This window comes from bacterium (assembly GCA_024742285.1).
Lineage (GTDB): Bacteria > Myxococcota_A > UBA9160 > UBA9160 > UBA4427 > UBA4427.
Window position 1 is genome coordinate 111,793 of sequence record JANSYR010000007.1, and the last position, 20,602, is coordinate 132,394.

Genomic DNA, 20,602 nt, shown 5'->3' on the forward strand with positions numbered 1-20,602 from the left:
CCTCTCACTGGGGTCGTCTGGGGTTCTCGACGGACTCGGACGAGGGATTCATCGGCGGAACCGCTACCCGCCTCGAGTGCTCGCCTCGACGAGGGCATCCGCCATCGCCGCGGCGTCCGGTCGGGCCGCGACTGCGGTCACCGGCAGGCCGACCCGCTCGAGGTGCCGCGCGGTCGTCCGCCCGATCGCGGCGATCATAACCCGGCCCGCGGCCTCCCGGCTCGCGTCGTCGAGCCCGGCCAGGAAATGGTCGACCGTCGAGGGGCTCGAGAACGTGAGCGCATCGAGCTCGCCGCCGGAGAGCTCCGCGCGCAGGGCCTCGTCGTCGACGGCGGGCCGCCGGTTCTCGTAGAAGGCGATCGAATCGACCGCGACCCCGGCGTCGACCAGTCCGTCCGCGATGACCGTCCGCGCGATCCGTGAACGCGGGATCAACACCCGCTCGTCCGGGCCGTCGAAGGCGGGCAGCAGCCGCGCGAGCAGCGCCTCGGCGTCGCTGCGGCCGCTCGCCACGAGATGGACCGGCATCCCCGCATCGAGCACCGCCCGCGCCGTCGTGTCCCCGATGCAGAAGACGCGGGTGCGCGGCGCCAGGCTCGGCGGCGCGACCTCGGGTCCCGGCACGCCGCCGCAGGCGTCGACGAAGAAACGGACCGCGTTCGAGCTCGTGAAGACGAGGGCCGTGTAGCTCTTGAGATTCGTGACTGCCCGCTCGACCGCGCCGCGGTCGTCGTCGCCTTCGACCGCCGAGAGCTCGATCATCGGTCGCACGACCGGAATCGCCCCCCGGGCCCGGAGCGCCGCGCAGAGCTCGGCGGATTGCTCCTGCGCCCGGGTGACGAGCACCCGGCGACCGAAGAGCGGCTGCTTCTCCCACCAGGAGAGCCCGGCGCGCAGCCCCACGACGTCCCCCACGATGATCGCCGACGGGGCGCGCAGGCCCGCCTCGGCGACCGCGTCGCAGATCCCGGCGAGGGTCGAGGTCACGGTGCGCTGCTGCGGGAGGGTCCCGTGCATCACCGCCGCCACCGGCGTGTCCGGCGACTTGCCCCCCGCGACGAGCTCGTCGACGAGTCGCGGCAGGTTGCGCATGCCCATCAGGATCACGAGCGTGTCGACCGCCTTGCCGAGCTCGCGCCACCGGGTCTGCTCGGCGGCCTTGGACGGATCCTTGTGACCGGTCACGACGGCGAAGGACGCCGAATGGCGGCGATCGGTCACGGGGATGCCCGCGTAGGCCGCCGCGGCGATCGCCGAGGTCACGCCCGGCACGATCTCGAAGGGGATCCCGGCCTCCGCGCAGGCGCTCACCTCCTCACCGCCCCGCCCGAAGACGAAGGGGTCCCCGCCCTTCAGCCGGACGACGGTCCGCCCCGCCTGCGCGTGCTCGACGATCAGCGCGTTGATCTCCTCCTGGGTCCGGGTGGGCTCCTCGTGACCGCGCTTGCCGACGTTGATCCGCTCGGCGCGGGCCGGCGCGAGATCCAGCAGGTCCCCGGTCGCGAGCTGGTCGTAGAGCACGACGTCCGCGCTCGCGAGCGCCTTCGCGCCGCGGACGGTGATCAGATCCGGATCCCCCGGCCCCGCGCCGATCAGCACGACGCGCCCGCGATCAGCCATCGTCCGACGACTCCGTCAGCGCAGCGAGGATCGCGCGCCCCCCCTGCGCGAGCACGCGCTCGGCGACTCGCTCCCCGAGCGCCGCCGCCTCCGACTCCGCGGCGGTCTCCTCCGCGCGCACGACCTCACGTCCATCGAGGCTCGAGACGAGCCCGCGGAAGCGGAGCGAGCCCGAGTCGATGCGCTCGGCGAAGCCCGCAAGGGGCACGCTGCAATCGCCGCCCAATGTGGTCTGAAAGGCGCGCTCCGCCTTCGAAACCGCCGAGACCTCTTCGGGCTCGAGGGCCGCGATCCGCGCGTGCCAGGGATCGTCGTCCCGGGTCTCGAGGGCGAGCACCCCCTGCCCGACCGCCGGCAGCAGGACGTCCGGCGCGATCCGCTCGTCGATCACTTCGGACAGGCCGAGACGATCGAGCCCGGCCGCCGCGAGCACGACGGCGTCGAGCCCGTCGCTCTCGAGCTTGCCCAGCCGCGTCGGCACGTTGCCGCGAAGCGGCACGATCTCGAGATCGGGGCGATGCGCCCGAAGCAGCGCCGTGCGCCGCGTGCTGCCGGTTCCGACGCGCGCGCCTTCCGGCAGCGCCGCCAGCGTCGTCCCGCGCACGCGACAGCAGAGCGCATCGCGGGGATCCTCGCGCTCGGGATGCGCCGCGATCACGCAGCCCGCCGCGATCTTCGCGGGCACGTCCTTCGCGCTGTGGACGGCGACGTCCGCCCGCCCGTCGAGGAGCGCCTCCTCGATCTCCTTCACGAAGAGACCCTTGCCGCCGATCTTGGCGAGGGAGCGGTCCTGGATCCGATCGCCGGTCGTGCGCAGCACGACGAGCTCGGTCTCGACGTCGAGCGCGCTCGCGATCCGCGCCGCGATGTGGCGGGTCTGGGTCAACGCGAGGTCGCTGCCCCGCGTCGCGATCCGCAGCGAACGTTCGCCCGCGGTCATTCCGAGGCGTCCTCGTCGTCGTCATTGCGCGGTCCGTCCAGACCGAAGAGCACCCGGGCCTCTTCGAGACGGACCAGCCCGGCTTCGCGGTCGGTCTCTTCGCGGAGTCGCGAAATCGGCGCGTGCATGAGCTTGTTGACGATCGAGTTCGTGAGCTGTTCGAGCGTGTCGGACTGGGCGCCGGAGAGGCCGAGGCGCCCCGCGAAGCGATCGATCTCGCCGCGACGGATGGCCTCCGCGCGGTCGCGCAGGTCCCGGATCGTCGGCACCGCCTGGAGCGCCACCAGCCACCCTTCGAACTGCTCGCGCTCCTCGTAGACGATCCGTTCGGCCCGCTCGGACTCCCGCCGCCGCTCCTCTTCGTTCGCCGCCGCGACCTCCTGGAGATCGTCGAGGTCGTAGAGATAGGCGCTGTCGAGCTCGTGCACGCCGGGATCGACGTTGCGCGGCACGCCGATGTCGATCAGGAAGAGCGGGCGACCGCGACGGGCGACCAGGCTCCGCTCGATGCGTTCCCGGGTCAGGATCGGTTCGTCCCCGCCGACGCAGGTCAGGACGACGTCGCTGTCGGGGAGCAACCGGTCGAGCTCGTCGAGGGCGTGGGCGCTTCCGCCGAACCGGTCCGCGAGGGATTGGGCGTTGGCGGCGGTCCGGTTCGCGACGCGGCGCTCGCCGAGACCGTGATCGTGCAGGGCGACGAGGGCCGCCTCGATCATCTCGCCCGCTCCGATCAGGAGCCCGCTCTTGTCGTCGAGGCGCTCGAAGATCTGCTTGGCGAGATCGACGGCGACCCGGGCGACGGAGACCGGCCGTTGGGCGATCCCCGTCTCGTTCTTCACGCGCTTCGCGGTCGCGAAGGCCCGCTGGAAGAGGCGCGCCAGGACGGGACCGCAGACGCCGGCTTCGGTCGCCTCTCGGTAGGCGTCCTTTACCTGACCCAGGATCTGCGGCTCTCCGACGACCATCGAGTCGATCGCCGAGGCGACCCGGAAGACGTGCTCGACGGCCTGCCGGCCCTCGCGCAGATAGGTGAGCTCCGCGAGCGCGCCCGCCGAGGGCCCGTCGCCGTTGCCGAGCTCCCGGGCGAAGAAGTCGTAGAGGACGTGCCGGGCCGCGTCGGCGTTCTCGGCGGTCACGACCAGCTCGACCCGGTTGCACGTCGAGATCAGCGTGGCCTCCGCGATCTCCGGCCGATCGATCAGCTTCCGGAGGACCGGAGCCGTCGCCTCCACGGCGAAGCGCTCGCGGACGTCCACCGGCGCGGTGCGGTGGTTCATGCCGAGGACGAGGATCTTCATGTCCACCCCCTCACGAGACCAGCCCGGCGCCGACCACGGCGAAGAGAAGGAAGGCGAAGCCGGCGACGGCGCTGGCGGCGGCCTGCCGCGCGCCTTGTCCCCCGCCGAACCGGAGCACGACGAGCCCGACGTAGATCGCCCACGCGATCAGCATCCAGGTCTCGTGCAGACTCCCACCGAAGTAGCTGCCCATGCGCGCGTGCAGCCAGAGGCCGCCGGTCACGACGCCCAGCGAGAGCAACGGGAAGCCGACCGCGAGGGTCACGCGATTGACCCGGTCGAGCGCTTCGAGCGAGGGCATCGGCACCTTGCGGGTGACCTTGCGGCGCTGCTTGAGGGTCCGGTGCTCGAGCAGGAAGAAGAAGCCGGCGAGGCCCGCGATGCCCAGGGCCGCCAGGCCGGCGCTCGCGAGGAGTACGTGTGCGTGCGGAAGCGTCACCCCGACGTCGCGGACCGCCGCCTCCGGGCGCCCGAGGGTCGCGCCGAACGTCGCCACGAATGCGACGAAGGCGACCGGCGGAACGAAGCCCGGCAGATTGATCCGCGTGAAGAGGAAGAGCGTCACGCCGACGGCGAGCCACGCCATGACCGAGATCGCGTAGCCTAGATCCGTGAGCGAGGGCGCGGGATCGAGCCGATGGACCGTCGCGAACGCCCCGAACTGGACGACGGCGCCGAGGGCGAGGCCCCACCGCGCACCACGCAGCACCTTCGGCGCGGGCAGGGAGAGTCCCAGCACCGCACCGACTCCGGCCGCCAGATAGAGGGCGGCCGCCATGTATTGGAGTGCGTACACGAAGTTCCTCGCGGGCGAGCCACGGGTGGGGGAATTCGACTGAGAGGGGAAGACGGGAGTATACCGAGGCGCCTCGGCCCCTCCCGCCGCCCGGCCCCGGGGCGCCGCCATCCGCTGCGGCGACGCCTCGCGTGGCCCCGGTCGTCGCTATCGGTTCTGCAGTCGGCGCATCTGCGCCTCGACTTTCGCCGCGTCGTTCACCATCTCGAAGAGCCGGTAGGCCGGCTCGCCGAAGAGCACGAAACGGATCTCCTCGAGGCCGCAGGCGTCGCCCCGCTCCTCGACATAGCGCCGGACCTCGGCCAGGGAGATCTCCGCGCAGGTCTGGAGCGAGAGTCCCCCGACCCCGGCCCCGATCGCGGGAAAGGCCACGGTCCGACACGCGTTCTCCTCGGCCAGAGCGAGGCTCGCGTGCAGCGTCCGTCGAAGCGCCTCCTCGGTCACCTGACCGCCCGGCGGCATGCCCGCCGCGTGGATCACGAACCGGGCCGACAGGTCGCCGGCCGTGGTGACCGCCGCCTCGCCGACCTCGATCGCGCCGTGGGCCGCGCACGCTTCGCCGACCGCCGGGCCGCCCTTCCGATCGATCGCGCCGGCGACACCGCTCCCGAGCACGAGGGCGCTGTTCGCGGCATTCACGATCGCATCGACCTCCTCGTCGGTGATGTCGCCTTCGCCGAGCGTGATCCGGGTCATTGCTTCTTCTTTCTCGCGCCGCCGCGCCGACCGCCCGGCGCCTTTCGCGCGCCGGCCTTCGTCTGCTTCGACCGCCGGGCCTTGCTCGCCTCGGCGTGTCGTTCGATCACGCCCGCCGCCATCAACGGGATGAGCACTTCGTGCTGCCCCACGAGCGAGATCCCGCGCCCGCCGAGCCGCGTCGGTCGCTCGACGACGTTCACCTGCGGCCGGTACTGGCGGAGGAAGTCGCAGTTGACCGTCGTGAAGCGCTCGACCCGGCGTCCGACGTTCCGCGCCAGCGCCAGGGCCTTCAGGAACACCTCCGGAAGAATCACCGCGGAGCCCACGTTGAGCAGCACGCCCCCGCCTTCGAGTCGCGGGACGAGCCCCGCCAGGGTCTCGAAGTCCCGGTAGCTCGTCTCGCCGATCGCCGCGCCGTCGGCGGAGGGATGCATGTGGTGGATGTCCGTCCCGATCGCCGCATGGACCGTGACCGGGACCTCGAGCCGCCACGCCGTCGCGAGCACGGAGCGCGCCGCGTACCGGTCGTTCGACGTGAAGATGTCGCGACCGATCGCCGCGCCCATGCCGAGGCCGTCGACCCGGCCGGCGGCGATCGCCGCATTGAGCCGCTCTCCCGTCTCCCGGGCCATTCCGAAGGTGCCGTCGTCGAGGGCCTCGGCGACGTCCTCGCTGGTCCGCCCCATCATCGCGAGCTCGAGGTCGTGCACGCACCCGGCGCCGTTCATCATCAGCGCGCCGATCGCGCCGCGCTCCATCAGGTCGACCACGATCGGCGCGAGCCCCACCTTGATCAGGTGCGCGCCGAACCCGAAGAGGACGAGCCGGTCGCGCTGCCAGGCCTTCACCCAGGCATCGATCGCCGCGTTCAGGTCCGCAGCCCCGAGCAGATCCGGCAGGGAGTCGAGGAGCTCTCCGACGCCGGCCCCGGGCCCGACGGGCCTCGCTTCGTCGAGGGTCTTGACCTTGCTGGGACGCCTCCGGGCGGGCTGGGTCCGGACCCGGGAGCGGTCGACACTGGGTGTGCGGCGGGTCACACGGGGGTCCTCTGCTCCGACGAAGAGCGGGTCACGGGCTTCTCTCGCGCCGCCGACCGAATCGTTCGACTGGCGGTCAGTCGCTTCGGATGTGCCCGGAACCACGAGGGAATCCGGGCCGGCGCAACTGCTATATTGGCGCGCCCCAACCCGGATCGACAAGCCTTCCGAGCCGGAGGGCTTGCCAACGGGCGATTCGGCGCGAGCTTCCCCGGCCTCGAACCGACACGCCCGGAACCCCACCTCGCGCCGCACCCAGGCACGGGGCCCGAAATCAGAAAAGAGAGTGGAAATGGCCGAGATCAGCGATGTGACCGATGCGACCTTCGACGGCGAGGTGCTCAAGAGCGATACCCCCGTCCTGGTGGACTTCTGGGCCGAGTGGTGCGCGCCCTGCCGCGCGATCGCCCCGATCGTCAAGGAGATCGCGGACGACAACGGCGAGAAGCTCAAGGTCGTCAAGATGAACATCGACGAGTCGCCCCAGACCCCGGGCACCTACGGCATCCGCTCCATCCCGACGATCCTCGTCTTCAAGGACGGCCAGGTCGCGGGACAGCTCGTCGGCGCGCGACCGAAGGGCGACTTCCAGGAGATGGTGGATTCCGTCGTCTGATCCGGAACGACGCCCGAACGGCGCCGAGGATCCGAACGGCCGTCGTGGGACTCTCGTCCCGCGGCGGCCGTTTTCCCTTCGGAGGTCAGTCGTCGTCGTTCTGCATGAGCTCGACGAGGCGCTCGGAGCGATCGACGAAGCGGTCGACGACGCCTTCGAGCATGGCGAGTACCCAGGGACTCAGACGTTCGGTCTCGGCGAGGAGCGAGGCGCGGTCGATCTCGCGCACGACCACGTCCGAGAGCGCCGTGGCGCTCGCGGAGCGCGGTCCGTCCCGGAGTACGCCGAGCTCGCCGAAGGTGTCGCCTGCCAGCGCACGACCGAGGACGCGGCGACTCTCCCCCTCGCCGCTCCAGATCTCGACCTCGCCTTCGACGAGCACGAAGGAGAGCGGCGCCTCCTCGCCCTCCCGGATGATCAGCTCGCCCTTCGCGAAGTGACGAAGCGGGAACTCGCCGGCGCTGCCGCGGAACGCTTCGAGCTCCGAGATCACGGCGTCCATGTCGTAGGGCCGGTCGTCGGGATCCTTCGCGAGCATCTCGAGGACGAGACTCGCGAGGCGCGCATGGACGCCGGGGGCGACCTTGCGCGGATCCGGCGCCTCGGTCTCCCGGATGTGGAAGAGGAGCTCTTCGAGGCTCTCACCCTGGAAGGGCAGCCGCCCCGTGAGCATCTGATAGAAGAGGATCCCCGCGGAGAAGACGTCGGAAGCCGGCGTGAGGGTCGAGCGGGCGCACTCGGTCTGCTCCGGCGACATGTAGCGGGGCGTGCCGACGATGAACTCGTCGCTCTGGACGAGCCGGGGGTCGAACTCGCCGAACTCGTCGAAGAGCTCGGCGCCGAGACTCTCGCTGAACCGGTCTTCGTCGTAGACCGTGGCGGCGCCCCAGTCGACGAGGATGACCTCGTCGTAGGGCAGCACGATCACGTTCTGCGGCTTGAGATCGAGGTGGACGATGCCGCGCTCGTGGGCGTGGCCGAGGGCCTCACAGAGCAGAGTGATGATCTTGAGCGTGCGCTCGAGGGGGAGCGGCACGACGTTCGCCGTTCGCTTGTCCATCTCGAGATGCTGGGCGAGGCTGCGACCGCTGATCTCGCGCATCGTGTAGGCGGGCAGACCGTCGGGGGTGAGCCCCGCATCGAAGATCGGGATGATCGCCGCCTGGTCGAGCCGCCCGAGGATGCGCGCCTCGTTCACGAACGATCGGAGCGCGTTCGTCTCGCCGAGGTGCTTCGCGTGCAGCGTCTTGGCCGCGACGACCCGCGCGAGATGGGCATCGTAGACGCGGTCGACACGACCGAGGGACCCTTCGCCGAGCTTGCCGAGCAGGCGGTACCGCTGCTCCTGGCGCAATCCGTCGAGGATCTCTTCGTTCTCTGCGCTGTCCCCGGCCATCGCGACGTACTCCCGCCGCGAACCCTAGCCCTCGCCGCAGCCTAGAAAACGTAACGCCGCATCGAGACGTTCAACAACAGCCCGATCACGATCGACGTGGAGAGCAGCGCGGACCCGCCGTACGAGAAGAGCGGCAGCGGCACGCCGATCACCGGCGCCAGCCCGAGCACCATCGCGACGTTGATCGCCGCAGGCCAGAGCAGCGTCCCCACGAGCCCGATCGCGAGCACCGCACCGAAAGCGTCCTTCGAGTTGCGGGCGATCAGCAGCCCCCACAGGAGCATCGCCGCGTAGACGCCGAGCGCGAAGCTCGAGCCCAGGAAGCCCCACTCCTCGGCGAGGACCGAGAACGCGAAGTCCGTGTGCTGGGTCGGCAGGAAGCGGAGCTGGGTCTGTGTCCCTTCCTGCCAACCGGTGCCGAAGAGCCCCCCGGATCCGACGGCGATCTTCGACTGCATCTGCTGGTAGCCCGACGAGAGCGGGTCGCGGGACGGATCGAGGAAGCCGAGAATCCGCTCCTGCTGGTAGGGCTTGAGGCCGTACTGCCAGAGCGCGGCGAGCCCCGCCGCTCCGAGCATCGCGAGCCCCACCCATGCCCGGAGCGGAACGTGCACCATCGGCAGGAGCGTCAACCCGATCAGGAGCGTGAGCACCGCCACGCCGAGGTCCTTCTGCGCCACGATCAGGCCGACGGGGATCGCCACGATCAGGCCGGGCACGAAGAGGTCCCGCAGGCGATGGATCGTCGAGGGCGGGTTGCGACCGAACCAGTGGGCGAGCGCGACTACCATGCCGATCTTGGCGAGCTCCGAAGGCTGGAAGCGCCCGCCGAAGAGCCAGGCGCGGGCGCCCCGGGTCTCCTCGGCGATGGCGAGGGTGAGCAGCAGGAGCGCGACCGTGCCGCCGTAGAGGAAATACGCGAAGCGGTCGTAGTGGCGGTAGTCGATCAGGACGACCACGGCGATCACGAAGAGCCCGAGGCCCATGACCATCATCTGACGGCTCACGATGTCCGAGCCGCCCTCGACGCCCGAGGCCGCCGCCGAGACGAGATTCACGATGCCCATGCCCATCAGGAGCAGGACCATCCCGGCGAGCACCCAGTCGAAATGCTGACCCCGACCGCGATCGACGCGCAGCGCGCTCATTGCACGACCTCCTCGGCTTCTGCCTCGGCCCCGGCGCTGTCAGCGACCGCGAAGAGCGCGGGATCGATCGCGATCCCGGCGACCTGGGTCGGCACCCGCTTCTCCTTCTTCCGGAAGTACTCGGCGAAGACCTTCTGGACCATCGGTGCCGCCACGGCGCCGCCGCCGAGCCCCGCATGCTCGGCCACGGCGACCACCACGATCTCCGGCGCCTCGACCGGGGCGAAGGCCGCGAAGAGCGCGTGGTCCCGATACTTGAGCGGGACCTCCTCCGGCTCGAGCCCTTCGATCAGGTCGAGGCTCACGACCTGCGTCGTCCCGGACTTGCCCGCGACGTTGATGCCGGGAACGGCGGCCCGACGGCCCGTGCCGCTCGGGTCCTGCACGACCTTCGAGAGGCCGCGGGTCACGAGCTCGAGGATCGCCGGCGCGATCACCGATCGTTCGCGGACGATCGGCGGGTTCTCGTCGAGGACCCGTCCGTCCCAGGTCTCGCGCCGCAGTACGATCCGCGGCTCGACGACGTGGCCGCCGTTCGCGATCACGGAGTAGGCGACGGCCAGCTGGATCGGCGTCGTCAGGTTCGCGCCCTGCCCGATCGAGAGCGAGATCGTCTCGCCGTCGATCCAGCGCTCCCCCCGCACCCGCATCTTCCACTCCGGCGTCGGCACGAGGCCGCCGACCTCGCCGCGAACCGCGAGCCCCGTCGGTCGTCCCAGCCCGAAGAGGCGCGCATATCGGGCGAGGGTCTCGACGCCGAGCGTCTTCCCGAGCTCGTAGAAGTAGACGTCGCAGCTCCCGGCGAGCGCCCCGGCGAGATCGACCGGCCCGTGGCCCGCGCGCTTCCAACAACGGTAGACGCGGCGTCCCAGCCGGAAATGCCCGGGACAGGGCACGACCGTCGTCTCGTCGATCACGCCCTCGGCGAGGCCGGCCGCCGCGACGATCGCCTTGTAGGTCGAGCCCGGTGGATACACGCCGGCGATCGCGCGATTGCGGAGGGGACGCCACTCGTCGCGGTTGAGGTCGCGCCAGGTCTCGCGATCAACCCCGCCGGCGAAGGCGTTCGCGTCGTAGGACGGGGCCGAGACCAGGGCGAGCACGTCGCCGGTCCGCGGGTCCATCGCGACGAGCGCCCCCATGAAGTCCGGCTGCGGACGAGGGCCGGCGTCGGGGTCTTCCGGATCCGGCGGCAGCGGCGGGCGTCGGAACGCCTCCTCGGCGACGCGCTGGAGGTCGAGATCGAGGGAGAGGACGAGTCGACCGCCGGGCGTCGGCTCGATCATGTCGATCGTCTCGATCTCACGTCCGGCGACGTCGACCACGCGGTTCTCGCCGCCCGCGCGACCGCGCAGATGATGTTCGTTCGTGGCCTCGATTCCGGTCTTCCCGATCGTTTCCCCCGAGCGGTAGTCGGCATAGGACTCTTCGGCGAGCTCGCTCGAGCCGATTTCGCCGAGGGTGCCCAGCAGCTGCGCGGCCATCGGTCCATAGACGTACTCGCGAAGGGGCTGGCGACGCAGCTCCACGCCGGGCATCGCATAACGATGGGCATCGACCTTCGCCCAGGCCTCGCGGGATAGATCCTTCGCGAGGGAGACCGGCTGGAAGCGGCGACGGCCGCGCGGCTGGCCGACGCGCTCGGAGAGCGCCTCGGGATCCTCTGCCAGGATCTGTCCGAGCACGGAGTACGTCCGCCACGGATTGCGCACTTCGTGGGGAATCACGTCGACGCCGTAGGCGAGACGGCTCGCCGCGATCGTCCGCCCCTCGCGATCCACGATCGAGCCCCGCTGGGCCTCGAGCCGGACCGTCCGCACGTAGTTGGCCTGGGACCGGCTCGCGAGATCGTCGCCCTGGAGGATCTGCAGCTGGAAGAGCCGGACCGTGAACAGGCCGAAGATCGCGATCACGATCAGCGCGACCGGCCAGAGCCGGATGTCCCCGGGACCGTCCGAGGTATTCGAGAGTCGGGTGTCGCCGAAGGGGTCGTTCACGACGACGCTCCGATCCGGACCTGCGGACGCCTCACAGGAGCCCCCCTCTTCCCGCCTCGAACCCGAGCGGCATCGGTCCGCGCCGCCCGACTTCTTCGTCGGAGAAGCGCGCGAGCACCCGCTCGACCCCGCCGATCATCGGCCCCGCCGCCAGCACGTTCACGATCGCGTGGGCGAGCGCAGCGCCGACCACCTCGAAGCCGGGCCAGCTCGCGCCGACGAAGAACGAGAGACTCGTGACCATCGCGACGCCGTACACCACGGTCATCACGAGCACGAAGATCCCGACCGGCACGCCGCCGGACAGGTCCAACTGGCGCGCCGCGAGGGCGGCGGCGAGGAACGAGACGAGGCGCAGGAGCGCGTGCTGTCCCATCAGCGATCCGGACAGCAGGTCCATGCCGTAGCCGAGGGTGACCGCCAGGACGACGCCGGACAGGAAATGGGGCCAGCGCAGGCCGATCCCGACGACGACCAGCCAGGCGAGGTCGGGGCACCAGGGCGGCGGGATCGTACGCGCGAGCGCGCCCTGCACGACGAGGGCGAACACACCGATGGCGAAGAGCGCGCCGATCGACTTCATCGCCCTTCCTCTCCATCTCCGTCCGTCGCCTCGTCCGGCGGCGGCGCGCCCACCGGCGCCGGTCCGTCGAGATCCTCGAGCGGAAGGTTCGGCTGATAGAGCAGGTCCATCTGGGGACCGCGGCGCAGCATCACGAAGACCTGCTCGAGCTGCCCGAGGTCGACGGCGGGCTCGATGACCGCGATGCGGGTGAGACGGCCGCCCGAATCCCGCAGCTCGGCGACCCGGCCGAGCCGCAGTCCCTTCGGATAGACGCCCCCGAGCCCGGAGGTCACGACCTCGTCGCCCTCGACGACGTCCGCGCCGCGCACCACGAACTCGAACTCGAGCCGATCGCGACCGACCCCACGCACGACCCCCCGCGCGCGGCTCCGCTGGACCAGCGCGTCGACCGCGCTCTGCCGATCGAGCAGGAGCATCGTCTTGGCCGCGTGCCCGGAGGTCGCCGTCACGACGCCGACCACGCCCTCGTGGGTGATCACGGGCTGACCCGGCTCGACACCGTGCTGTGTCCCCCGATCGACGAGCACCGACCGGAACCACGGCGCGACGTCGAGACCGACGACCTCCGCGGGCAGCATCGGAATCTCGACCTCGTCCCGCATGGAGGCCACGCGACCGAGATGGCCACTCGCGACGAGCGCTTCCCGGAACTGCAGGTTCTCCGCTTCGATCTCCGCGATGCGACGTTCGAGCCGACGGTTCTCGGCACGCACGCCGATCAGATCCACGTAGCCGTCGTAGAAGTCGCGGGTCGCGACGAAGGGCGCGGAGACGAGTCGCTCGATCGGCGCGGTGATCTCGAGGAGCGACGCCTGCCACCAGGGCAGGTCGCGACCGCCGTCTTCGCGCGCTCGCCGGTCGCCCACCATCGAGACGATGGTCAGCAGAACCAGGAACACGACGACCAGAGGCGCCGCGAGGCGTTTGAACAGATCCCCCAATGAAGCTCCTACGCGGGCGGCGATCGCACCGCATCTTCGAGCGCTTCTCCCTGCGCCCTGCTCGACGTACGAGAGTACGTCCGCGCGGGGCTCCGGTCCGAGGCACTCGAATCTACGGCACGCTTGCCGCCCTCCGCCGTGGGGTTGGCGTATTCAGGGCCGCAGCCCTCTCACTTGGCGCCCTTTGGGGGAATGGGGGCACCAGACTCCGAAAACCGGCTTGCTGCCCCGGCTCAGCTCACGCTGGAGCGGATCGTGACTTCCTTCAGGAGGCGAAGCTCGTCCAGGCAGCGTCCGGTGCCGACCGCGACCGCCGTCAGCGGATCCTCCGCGAGCATGACCGGAAGCCCCGTCGTCTCGCGCAGCAACACGTCGAGATTGGCGAGCATCGAGCCACCCCCGACCAGCACGATTCCCTTGTCGACGATGTCCGCCGAGAGCTCCGGGGGCGTCTTCTCGAGGGCCATCTTCACGGCCTCGACGATCGCGTTCACCGGCTCCGCCAGCGCCTCGCGCACTTCCTCGCTCTTGATCTCGAGCGTCTTCGGAACGCCGAGGACCAGGTCGCGACCCTTGACCTCGATCGAGTCCATCGAGTCGGTCGGGTACGCCGTGCCGATCCGGATCTTGATGTACTCCGCGGAGCGCTCGCCGATCAGCAGGTTGTACTTGCGCTTCACGTAGTTAATGATCGCCTCGTCCATCTTGTCGCCGCCGACCCGAACCGAGTTCGAGTAGACGACGCCGGAGAGGGAGATCACCGCGACCTCGGTCGTGCCGCCGCCGATGTCGATGATCATGTTGCCCGAGGGCTCGGTCACCGGAAGGCCGGCACCGATCGCCGCCGCCATCGGCTCTTCGATCAGGTAGACCTCGCGCGCACCGGCGAGCATCGCGCTCTCCCGAACGGCCCGCTTCTCGACCTCGGTGATTCCCGACGGCACGGCGATCACGATCCGCGGACGGACCATCGTGCGTCGATCGTGCACGCGCCGGATGAAGTAGCGGAGCATCGCTTCGGTGATGTCGAAGTCCGCGATGACGCCTTCCTTGAGCGGGCGGATCGCGACGATGTGGCCCGGCGTCCGGCCTAACATGTCCTTCGCCGCCTTCCCGACCGCGCGCACCTTGTCCGGCCCGCGCGCATCGCGCGAGACCGCGACGACCGACGGCTCCGAGACCACGATCCCGCGTCCCTTCACGTAGACGAGGGTATTCGCCGTGCCGAGGTCGATTGCCAGATCGCTCGAGAACCAGCCGAGGACGGTGTCGATGATCAAGTGGCCACTCCTACTGAGGTCGGGTTGAAAAGCGTGCGGGCTGCGGGCGGCCGAACGGGGCGCGGGGGCGCTTCGAGCGGCTGGAGATCGCGGGCGACGCCGACGGGGCAGGGACGGATCACTGCCCGGAAATGCGGCATCACTGCCCAGAAAGAAAGCTTCTAAATACCTGAAACTCCAAGACGTTTGGGCTCAGGGAGGTGCCGCCAAAGTAACAGCCGGTCATCCTTCGATCAATGCGAAAGTGCGCGCTCGTGATCTCAGGCGAACCCGCCGGATGAAGAGACCGACGATGCCGACGGGCCGACTGTTCCCGGGATCTCCACGCCGTCGGTTCGGGCAACGAAAGGCTTGGCGTTCTTCTTCCCTCGCCGCCCGTGGTCTCGTACTCTTCGCGCCCGTCGCGACCCGGTCGCGGCGACCCCCGATGACCTTCCAGGTCGTTCCCGCTCGTGCCGGTCCGGCGAACAAGCTCGGTCCGATCGACGACGACACGAAGGGCTCACACGAGGTCTCCATTGCTCGAATCGTTCCGCAAAGGCCAGCGCTGGCTCACGCTCATCTTCGTCGCGTCCATCGGCGGCGTCTTCATCTTCTTCTTCGGAAGCGGCGGCGGCGGGATCGGGCCGTCGACCCCCACGGGTAACGCGATCGTCCAGCTCGACGACGTCCAGCTGATGCAGCGCGACTTCCAGCGCGTGTCGAGCCAACGTGAGCAGCAGCTGCGCGAGCAGCTCGGTGCTGCCTACGAGCAGCTGAATGCGGACCAGATCGTCGCCTCCCAGGCGCTTCAGCAGCTGGTGAACGGCCTGGTCCTGGCGGCGGCCGCTCGGGACATGGGACTGCATGTCACCACCGACGAGGTCCGCCGCGTCGTCCAGGCGAGCCCGGCGTTCATCAACGCCGAGGGCAGGTTCAGTCCCGATGCCTTCAACAACTACGCCCAGAGCCTCTACGGCACCCAGCGCAACTTCATCCAGGCCTTCACCCGGGACCTGCTCGGTCAGAAGCTGCTCGAGCTCCTGACCGCGCAGACGACCGTGAGCGACGACGAGATCGACCTCGCGACCCGCTACGCCCTGGAGGAGGTCCGGATCGCCTACGCGTCGATCGACGCCGAGACGCTGCCCGAGGACGAAACGCTGCCCGAGGAGGCGGTGGAAGCGTGGGCCGAGGAGAACGAGGACGCGCTCCGTGAGACCTTCAATGCGAGGGCAGAATCCCTCGCCACCCCGGAGCAGGTCCGGGCCCGCCACATCCTGGTCCAGGTCCCGGTGGGCGACGACGACGAAGAGATCGCGGAGGCCAAGGTCCGGGCCGAGGCGGCCCGGAGCCGGATCGAGCTCGGCGAAGACTTCGAGGTCGTCGCCGGCGAGGTGTCCGACGACGTCGGCACGAAGAGCCTCGGCGGCGATCTCGGCCTCTTCGCCCGGGGCTCGAACGACCCCGCCCTCGACGAGGCGGCCTTCAGCCTGGAGGTGGGCGAGCTCTCCGAGGTGATCCGCTCCGGCGTCGGCTGGCACATCGTCCGGGTCGACGAGAAGGTCGAGGCCGAACCCGCCACCTGGCAGGGCCAGCGCCTGGCGCTGGCCCGGGAGGGGGCGCGCGCCGAACGCGCCGCCGCGTGGGCGCAGGAGCGCGCCGAGCTCCTGGTCCAGGCGATCGGCCGCGGCAGCTCACTGGAGGACGCAGCCCGCGATGCGGGCATGACCCTCGAACGTCCCCCGGCGCTCACGCGACGCCCCGACGGCTTCGTGCCGGGACTGGGTGCCGCCGAGGACCTGCTGACCGCAGCGTTCACCCTGGACGAAGGCGAGAGCAGCGACGAGATCTTCGACGTCGCGGGTCGCAAGGTGCTGATCCAGGTCCTCGAGCGGACGGTCGCCGACGAGGACACGATCGCCGAGCGTCGCGACGAGAACCGCTCCACGGCCCTCGTGCAGAAGCAGAACGCGGTGGTCGAAGCCTGGATGGCCGACTACCGGCGCCAGCTCGAAGAAGCCGGCCGCCTGAAGATCAACGCCGCCCTCGCCCTCGGCAGCTGAGAGCGAGCCTCAGCGACGCCCCGGACACGGACGGGCTGGGCGTCGCCCTGCGCGCACGGCGCCACGAAGGCGTCGGGCGCTTCTCCGCGCTGGGCGTCGCCTCAGAAGCAGGGTGCCACGAAGCCAGTTGTGGCGCCCAAAGCCGCAAGAAAGTCAGGCGAAGGATTCCTTCGCCTGGCGGATCAGCGCCATGAACTCGCTGCGCGTCTTCGAATCCGATTCGAAGGTCCCGCGCATGGAGCTCGTGACGGTGTAGCTGTTCTGCTTCTGGACGCCGCGCATCATCATGCAGAGGTGCTTCGCCTCGACGACGACGCCCACCCCCTGAGGCTTGAGCACCTGCTCGATCGTCTCGGCGATCTGCATCGTGAGCCGCTCCTGCACCTGCAGACGACGCGCGAAGATTTCGACCGTGCGCGGCACCTTCGACAGACCGACGACCTTGCCGTTCGGGATGTAGGCCACGTGGGCGCGGCCGAAGAAGGGCACCATGTGGTGCTCGCACTGGCTGTAGAAGTCGATGTCGCGGACGAGCACCATCTCGTCGTAGTCGACGTCGAAGAGCGCGCCCGTCAGGATGTCGGCGGGGTCCTGCGCGTAGCCCTGCGTGAAGAAGCGCATCGCCTTGGCGACGCGGCTCGGCGTCTTCTGCAGTCCGTCTCGACCCGGGTCCTCGCCGAGCTCCTTCAGCATGCCGTGGACGAAGCCCTCGATCGGGTCCGGCATGTCGTCGTCGTTCGCGCTCATCGTGTCTCCTGTGGGAATCGCCGCTCGAGGTCGCCCGCGCCGAGGCGCGCCTCGGAGAAGGCAAGGCCGCACAGAGCGTCGCCTCGCACCGCGGCGGACGGCCGACTCGTTGGCCTCTCCCCACACCGCAACCCCGGAGCGGTCGCGGCGGAGCCTAGCCCCGAAACCCGCCCACGTCAGATCGCCCGCGAGCCCCTCGAGCGCCACCCGGAGCCCTGGCAAGCGCCCCGAAACGCTCGGCATCCGATCCGAAACCACAGCCCCTGGATTCTCGACATCCGATCCGAAACCACAGCCCCTAAACACTCGGCGTCGCCCTACGAGCAAGGCGCCACGAAGTCACCCTGACGCTCAAAGCCGCACTAAAAGCTGCGCATCAGCCCCCGGACCACCCCACGGATCTCGACCTGCGAAGCGTGGTACTCCATGGGCTGCATCGTCGAGTTGGCCGGCACGAGCTTCACGTCCGCCCCGGACCGGTAGAAGCGCTTGAGCGTCGCCTCGTCGCCGTCGACCAGAGCCACGACCGTCTCGCCGTTCCGGGCCTCGCTCCGCCCTTCGATCACCACCAGGTCCCCGTCGCAGATCTGGTCCTCGATCATCGAGTCCCCCCGAACCCGGAGCACGTAGTGGTCCGTGCGGCCCGGGACCATCTCCATGGGAACCGCGACCTGTTCGGCGACGGCGGCATCCGGCTCGATCGCCTCGATCGGACGGCCCGCGGCGACCGTTCCCAGGATGGGAAGGTGCACGCTCTCCGGCGCTTCCTCCTCGGGAACGGGCTCGACGGAACGCGACCGGTTCCAGGCCTTCCGGAGGTAGCCCTTGTCCACGAGGTGCTTCACGTGCTTGTGGACGGTCGCGACGGAGGACAGCCCGAAGGCGGCCGCGATCTCCTCGAGACTGGGCGAGTATCCCTGCTCGGCCACGAAGCCGGAGATGAAGTCGAAGATCTCCCGCTGGCGGCGGGTCAGCGCGGCGGACCGGGCTCCGGAGAGATCGGTCACGGAAGCGGAGTCGGGCGTCTCGGGCATGAGCAGAGGGTCCTCCTCGGGCCCCGGGACGTCCTCCGAACGGAGGCGCCGGCGGGCCTTCGGTGCATTTTCGCCCGAGAGAGTGGCGAAGTCGCGGCGAAAGTCAACCAGGGTGCGATTCCGGGGGACTCATGTGCAACTTTTTTCGGGGCCTTGGTTGACTCGCTCGGGCGCGGGTATAGCTTGCGGCGCCGTTGGCACTCGGGCCCCCCGACTGCCAACGCCGGCCGGGCGCTGCCGTCCGACCACCACAACCCGTTCCCGACTGAACTCCGAGGCGTCCCGCCTGGCACCCATGGCGCACCCATGGCCAGGGGACGTTCCGGAGTCGTCCTTCAACCGCCCCCCTCGGTCAGAGCGGGGGCCCCTGCTCTCCGGCGCCGCCGGAGGACTCCCGACCCGGACGCCCGGGCGGGCAGTCGTAGAGAGGCGACCCATGAAGATCCGTCCGCTCCAGGACCGCATCCTCGTCAAGCGAGTCGACGAGGAAGAAACCACCAGCGGGGGCATCATCATCCCCGATTCCGCCAAGGAGAAGCCCCAGGAGGGCCAGGTGGTCGCTGTCGGCCCGGGCAAGACCCTCGACAACGGCTCGGTTTCCGAGCCCGGCGTGAAGGCCGGCGACCGCATCCTCTTCAGCAAGTACGCCGGCACCGACGTGAACGTCGACGGTGACGATCACATCATCATTCGCGAAGACGACGTCCTCGCGGTCTACGAGTAAGTCGTAGTCAAAAGGAGAAGACGAACATGGCCAAGGAAGTCATTTTCGAGCAGGACGCCCGATCGAAGATCCTCGAGGGCGTGGATGGACTCGCGAACGCGGTCCGCGTGACGCTCGGCCCGAAGGGTCGCAACGTCATCATCGACAAGAGCTTCGGCTCCCCCACGATCACCAAGGACGGCGTGACCGTCGCCAAGGAGATCGAGTTCGAGGACAAGTTCCAGAACATGGGCGCCCAGATGGTCAAGGAGGTCGCTTCGAAGACCTCGGACCTCGCCGGTGACGGAACCACGACCGCTACGGTGCTCGCCCAGGCGATCTTCCGCGAGGGCAGCAAGCTCGTGGTCGCCGGCATGAACCCGATGGACCTCAAGCGCGGCATCGACAAGGCCGTCGCCGCCATCGTCGAGAAGCTCGGCACCCTCGCCAAGCCCACCCGCGACTCCGCCGAGATCGCCCAGGTCGGTACGATCTCCGCGAACAGCGACGCCACGATCGGCGAGATCCTCGCCGAGGCGATGAGCAAGGTCGGGCAGGAAGGCGTGATCACGGTCGAAGAGGGCAAGAGCCTCGAGACCGAGCTCGACGTCGTCGAGGGCATGCAGTTCGATCGCGGCTACCTCTCCCCGTACTTCGTGACGGACCCGGAGAGCATGGAAGCGGTCCTCGAGGAGCCCCTGATCCTGCTCCACGAGAAGAAGATCTCGAACATGAAGGACCTCCTTCCGCTGCTCGAGCAGGTCGCGCGCGCCGGCAAGCCGCTGCTCCTCGTCGCTGAGGACATCGACGGTGAGGCGCTTGCCACGCTCGTGGTGAACAAGATCCGCGGCACGATCAACGTGTGCGCGGTCAAGGCGCCCGGCTTCGGCGACCGCCGCAAGGCGATGCTCCAGGACATGGCGATCCTCACCGGTGGCCAGGTCATCTCCGAGGAGCTCGGTCTCAAGCTCGAGAACGTGACCCTCAAGGACCTCGGCCAGGCCAAGACCGTCTCGATCGACAAGGACAACACGACGATCATCGACGGCTCCGGCGCCAAGAAGGACATCGAGGGCCGCTGCCAGGAGATCCGCAATCAGGTCGAGACCACGACCTCCGACTACGATCGCGAGAAGCTCCAGGAGCGCCTCGCGAAGCTCGTCGGCGGCGTCGCGGTCGTGAAGGTCGGTGCTGCGACCGAGACCGAGATGAAGGAGAAGAAGGCGCGCGTCGAGGATGCGCTCCATGCCACTCGTGCTGCTGTCGAAGAGGGCATCGTCCCTGGCGGTGGCGTGGCCCTGATCCGCTGTTCGGCCGTCCTCGACGACCTGCAGGGTGACAACGAAGAGCAGAACGCGGGGATCAACATCATCCGCCGCGCCATCGAGGCTCCGCTCCGCTTCATCAGCGAGAACGCGGGCATCGAGGGCTCGATCGTCGTCGACAAGGTCAAGGGCCAGAAGGGCAACAACGGCTTCAACGCCGCGACGGAGACCTACGAGGACCTCGTCAAGGCCGGCGTCATCGACCCGGCCAAGGTGGTCCGCACCTCGCTGCAGAACGCGGCGTCGGTCTCCGGCCTCCTGCTCACGACGGAAGCCATGATCGCCGACAAGCCGGAGCCCGCGGGCGCCGGTGGTGGCGGCATGCCCGACATGGGTGGCATGGGCGGAATGCCGGGGATGATGTAACTCTGGTTGGCCTGCGGCCTGCCCGCGC

At 69.6% G+C, this 20,602-nt stretch carries 18 protein-coding genes; 4 read left to right on the top strand and 14 right to left on the bottom strand.

The features are described 5' to 3' along the window. Positions 1-63: 63 nt before the first annotated feature. The 6 genes from cobA to NXI30_14355 all read right to left on the bottom strand — a co-directional run bounded on the left by cobA (position 64) and on the right by NXI30_14355 (position 6,390). On the bottom strand, positions 64-1,620 hold the full coding sequence (cobA, locus tag NXI30_14330) for a uroporphyrinogen-III C-methyltransferase (GenBank protein MCR9095394.1): 1,557 nt from the start codon (positions 1,618-1,620) through the stop codon (positions 64-66). Beyond that, complete coding sequence (hemC, locus tag NXI30_14335) at positions 1,613-2,560, bottom strand: hydroxymethylbilane synthase (GenBank protein MCR9095395.1); 948 nt, start codon at positions 2,558-2,560, stop codon at positions 1,613-1,615. The genes cobA and hemC overlap by 8 nt, the downstream gene beginning before the upstream one ends. Continuing rightward, the gene (hemA, locus tag NXI30_14340) at positions 2,557-3,858 is read right to left on the bottom strand and encodes a glutamyl-tRNA reductase (GenBank protein MCR9095396.1); all 1,302 of its coding nucleotides are present in this window, start codon (positions 3,856-3,858) and stop codon (positions 2,557-2,559) included. The genes hemC and hemA overlap by 4 nt, the downstream gene beginning before the upstream one ends. 10 nt (positions 3,859-3,868) lie before the next feature. Further along, the gene (locus tag NXI30_14345) at positions 3,869-4,654 is read right to left on the bottom strand and encodes a cytochrome c biogenesis protein (protein ID MCR9095397.1); all 786 of its coding nucleotides are present in this window, start codon (positions 4,652-4,654) and stop codon (positions 3,869-3,871) included. A 147-nt stretch (positions 4,655-4,801) separates the two neighbouring features. Beyond that, positions 4,802-5,350, bottom strand: a complete 549-nt coding sequence (locus tag NXI30_14350) for a macro domain-containing protein (GenBank protein ID MCR9095398.1) — start codon at positions 5,348-5,350, stop codon at positions 4,802-4,804. Next, entirely contained in the window at positions 5,347-6,390 is a 1,044-nt protein-coding gene (locus NXI30_14355) for a deoxyhypusine synthase family protein (protein MCR9095399.1), read from the bottom strand. The genes NXI30_14350 and NXI30_14355 overlap by 4 nt, the downstream gene beginning before the upstream one ends. A gap of 292 nt (positions 6,391-6,682) precedes the next feature. On the opposite strand from NXI30_14355, the gene trxA reads away from it, so the two are divergent. Further along, entirely contained in the window at positions 6,683-7,006 is a 324-nt protein-coding gene (gene trxA / locus NXI30_14360) for a thioredoxin (GenBank protein MCR9095400.1), read from the top strand. Between the two features lie 85 nt (positions 7,007-7,091). Here the strand turns inward: trxA and NXI30_14365 are convergent, their stop codons facing one another. The 6 genes from NXI30_14365 to NXI30_14390 form a co-directional block, all read right to left on the bottom strand. Further along, positions 7,092-8,402 (bottom strand): cyclic nucleotide-binding domain-containing protein, encoded by a 1,311-nt coding sequence (locus tag NXI30_14365; GenBank protein MCR9095401.1) that lies wholly within the window; start codon positions 8,400-8,402, stop codon positions 7,092-7,094. Positions 8,403-8,443: 41 nt separating this feature from the next. After that, a complete protein-coding gene (rodA, locus tag NXI30_14370) occupies positions 8,444-9,550 on the bottom strand; it encodes a rod shape-determining protein RodA (protein MCR9095402.1) in 1,107 nt (368 codons plus the stop codon). Continuing rightward, entirely contained in the window at positions 9,547-11,547 is a 2,001-nt protein-coding gene (gene mrdA / locus NXI30_14375) for a penicillin-binding protein 2 (protein MCR9095403.1), read from the bottom strand. Before mrdA ends, rodA begins: the two co-directional genes overlap by 4 nt. Before the next feature lie 31 nt (positions 11,548-11,578). Beyond that, positions 11,579-12,130 carry a hypothetical protein gene (locus NXI30_14380; GenBank protein MCR9095404.1) on the bottom strand — a complete coding sequence of 184 codons (552 nt, stop codon included), beginning with the start codon at positions 12,128-12,130 and terminating at the stop codon, positions 11,579-11,581. Next, positions 12,127-13,074, bottom strand: coding sequence for a rod shape-determining protein MreC (gene mreC / locus NXI30_14385; protein ID MCR9095405.1), 948 nt, complete (start codon positions 13,072-13,074; stop codon positions 12,127-12,129). Before mreC ends, NXI30_14380 begins: the two co-directional genes overlap by 4 nt. A gap of 233 nt (positions 13,075-13,307) precedes the next feature. Then, positions 13,308-14,351, bottom strand: coding sequence for a rod shape-determining protein (locus NXI30_14390; GenBank protein MCR9095406.1), 1,044 nt, complete (start codon positions 14,349-14,351; stop codon positions 13,308-13,310). A gap of 521 nt (positions 14,352-14,872) precedes the next feature. Between NXI30_14390 and NXI30_14395 the strand changes: the two genes are divergently transcribed. Further along, entirely contained in the window at positions 14,873-16,399 is a 1,527-nt protein-coding gene (locus tag NXI30_14395; protein MCR9095407.1) for a SurA N-terminal domain-containing protein, read from the top strand. Between the two features lie 153 nt (positions 16,400-16,552). On the opposite strand, the gene folE is transcribed toward NXI30_14395, so the two are convergent. Together folE and lexA are read right to left on the bottom strand one after the other, a co-directional pair. After that, positions 16,553-17,146: a GTP cyclohydrolase I FolE gene (gene folE / locus NXI30_14400; GenBank protein ID MCR9095408.1), complete on the bottom strand. Its 594-nt coding sequence runs from the start codon at positions 17,144-17,146 to the stop codon at positions 16,553-16,555. Between the two features lie 362 nt (positions 17,147-17,508). Then, positions 17,509-18,180, bottom strand: coding sequence for a transcriptional repressor LexA (lexA, locus tag NXI30_14405; GenBank protein ID MCR9095409.1), 672 nt, complete (start codon positions 18,178-18,180; stop codon positions 17,509-17,511). A gap of 436 nt (positions 18,181-18,616) precedes the next feature. On the opposite strand from lexA, the gene groES reads away from it, so the two are divergent. Continuing rightward, positions 18,617-18,904, top strand: a complete 288-nt coding sequence (groES, locus tag NXI30_14410; GenBank protein ID MCR9095410.1) for a co-chaperone GroES — start codon at positions 18,617-18,619, stop codon at positions 18,902-18,904. Positions 18,905-18,930: 26 nt separating this feature from the next. Then, complete coding sequence (groL, locus tag NXI30_14415; protein ID MCR9095411.1) at positions 18,931-20,574, top strand: chaperonin GroEL; 1,644 nt, start codon at positions 18,931-18,933, stop codon at positions 20,572-20,574. Positions 20,575-20,602: the final 28 nt, after the last annotated feature.